Source organism: Syntrophorhabdaceae bacterium (assembly GCA_028713955.1).
Lineage (GTDB): Bacteria > Desulfobacterota > Syntrophorhabdia > Syntrophorhabdales > Syntrophorhabdaceae > UBA5609.
The window spans coordinates 1-2645 of the sequence record JAQTNJ010000355.1 but is presented as its reverse complement, the minus strand read 5'-3'; the positions used below and the strand labels follow the sequence as shown (position 1 = coordinate 2645).

3 protein-coding genes are annotated in these 2645 nt (G+C 56.0%); all 3 read left to right on the top strand.

Annotated elements, in window-relative coordinates; all coding sequences use genetic code 11:
- Positions 1–1438, top strand: a 1438-nt coding sequence (locus PHU49_16950) for a hypothetical protein (protein MDD5245697.1), incomplete at its 5' end; no start/stop codon positions are given.
- A gap of 6 nt (positions 1439–1444) precedes the next feature.
- A complete protein-coding gene (locus PHU49_16945; protein ID MDD5245696.1) occupies positions 1445–2062 on the top strand; it encodes a hypothetical protein in 618 nt (205 codons plus the stop codon).
- 15 nt (positions 2063–2077) lie between these two features.
- On the top strand, positions 2078–2645 hold a 568-nt coding region (locus PHU49_16940), incomplete at its 3' end, for a hypothetical protein (GenBank protein MDD5245695.1).

Below are 2645 nucleotides of genomic sequence, written 5' to 3'. Positions count from 1 at the left end.
GACTACCGATGCCGAACCACACGACGCCATTCTTCAGCGTCTTGATCGGAAAGTCGGGAAACTGTACTTCAACAAGGAACCGTTCATCCCGACCGTCGACCGGTGGAACAACCTCCCGATCGTCTTCGCAAAGAAGCACCTCGATCCCTTACGGGGCATCACCGAAGCCGAACTTGCGGAAATCAACGGCGCGATTATCGGGGACATCCAGGACTCAAAGATCCTGATCGCCGGCGGCGCGAAACTCGAAGCTAAAAAAGTCTATTCCATCGAGCCGGCGCAGCGGATGTTTGAAGCCGGGTTGATATCGCAGGACACGCTCACCCGCTCGCAGGAAGCCCTCCCCTATGCCCTAAAACTTAACGAAGAGGGGAAACTGTCGCACTCTACCGCATTCATATGCCCCGATGACGGGACTTCGCTTTATGGGGAAGTCCTCCCGCATCATGTCCTGGATTTTGAAGAGACTGCGACCGATAAGCCGGTAGATCCCGGCGCTGTGATCCTGAACAAAGAGGAGAGTACGAATGTGACACCACCAGTAGCGGGAAACCCGCATACCAATATCGGGAAAGCGATTTCGGCGAAGAACAAGTCGAAGTTGCAGGCTATTCTCGATTCCATTACGGCAATCTGGCAGGAGAACTTCGGGGAAGACAACCCAACTCCGAAGACCAATGCCGTAACCGACAAATCTGAGGGGACAATGAACACGCCGGGCGGCGAGTCCCTTGAACGCCAGATCGAAACCGTCCGGCAGGCACTATCCGGAGCGACAGGTCTCCGGTATCCGGACGGCACACCCCGGAACATTTGGACCGTTATGACCCTGCCGGATCAGGTCATCTGGCAGCACCCGGACACGTCGCAGTACTTTTCCACCCCCTACACTATGGTGGGCGAAACCGTGACGTTCGGGACACCGGTCGAAGTCGAACAGGCGTATGTTGTCAAGCAGGCTGGTAAGGTCATCACCAACATGACCGCCGAGGACCTGGACAATATCGCCAAGAGGAACAAAATGGCAGACCCAACCACAAAAACCGAAACCGACGCCGCTATCGCCAAACTCCAGAAAGAGAGGGACGATGCACTGGCGGCAAAGGACGTAGAGATCGCGAAGCTCCAGAAAGAGCGGGACGATCTCAAGGCAGAGCAGGAGAAAGTCAAACTCCAGAAAGAGGAGTCTGATTGGATCGACCTGAAGAAGAGCATCATCCCTCCCGGACTCGTGAAAGATCCGAAGGATGAAGCTGATCTCAGGAAGCTCCAGAAGGAAGACAACAGCGCGTTCCTGCGTGCGATTGTCACCAAGCGGGCGCCCGGTACTAAACAGGAAGGGCAGACGCATGTGCAGAAGGCAGCCGACGGGACAGAAACCCCCGACACGCTCGCAACCGTCAGAGAACTCCGGTCTTCAACCGGTAGGATGAGGTAATCAAAAATGGCAGTATCACTTATTGCAGGGGATTCCGGCGGCGGGCTTAAGCTGCCGTGTATCCTGTACGAAGGAGCACCGACCGTAACTGACGACGCCCTCGGACCTGATGGGTATACCGATACCGCGATCACGTTTGCATCCGGGCTCAAAAAGGACGATTTCGTTGTCCTTGACGTTCAGACCGAGAACACTTACGCAGCCACAAACGGACTGCCGGTCGTGAAGGCAATTGCAGCCGGCACGCTGATCGTCGGGCGTATCATCACCACCCCAAAGCTCGTGCGTGCCCCCGCAAATACCGCAGCCGGGGATTCATGGGCAAAGCAACTCGCGGGGCAATACTACCGTGTTGCAACTGTCGAATGGTTCGGACTGTCCGGTGCCATCAAGGCGGTCGTCAAGGGGCTCAACGCAGCGGCAATTGTCCCGGATGTTGCAGCAACCGTAAAGATCGACGCTTCTGAATGTGTTGCACTTCGTGACGGTGTTGTTACCCTTGCCGTATCGGATGTCGCAAACGGAGGTGTCGGAATTATCTCATTCCACTACGTTGCAGCCGCAGCTGCTGATGTGAGCACGCTTGTGAGTTTCGTTGGCGGCACGGTCGTCATCCAGGGATAAGGAGGGAAAAGAAACATGGTTCAGATTTCAGGTATCAATGACAGGTTCCTCCAGAAGGAGGTCGTTCTCTCGGAGATCATGCGGGTCATGGAACCCGATCTCAAGTTCCTCAACATGATTCCCTTTGTGGACAGTGGCGGACAGCCCGTCCCGTACGCGAAGAGGGGGAGCTCGTCCGGTGACGCTAAGAAGCAGACGCCACGGCTCATCACACCGTCCAGCAAGTTCCCCGAAGTCCAGTTCACCAAGATCACCAAGACCGTCGCGCTCACCAAGACCGAAGGTCTTGCCATACGGCTTGATAAAGATGCTATCAAGCTCCCTGCAGGCCGTGACATGATCATGGACGGGTATCAGAATGCAGGCTATTGGCTTGCCGAGTACATCAACTCGCAGATTTACACCAACCTGCGTGCAGGTGGTACCGATGCCGGTATCGCCCCGACCGCTGCATGGTCCGCAGCAACCGCCACACCGGTCAGGGATGTGACCGTCTTCAAAAACGCATTCAAGCGGGAAGGCTACCCATATCGGCTCACAGATGCCTTCGTGGACCTCACCAACTTCGGCGAGGCAGAAGGCT

Bases quoted from the DNA above. Each gene is read 5' to 3' on its own strand.
- PHU49_16945 (MDD5245696.1), top strand. From the start codon at position 1,445: ATGGCAGTATCACTTATTGCAGGGGATTCCGGCGGCGGGCTTAAGCTG.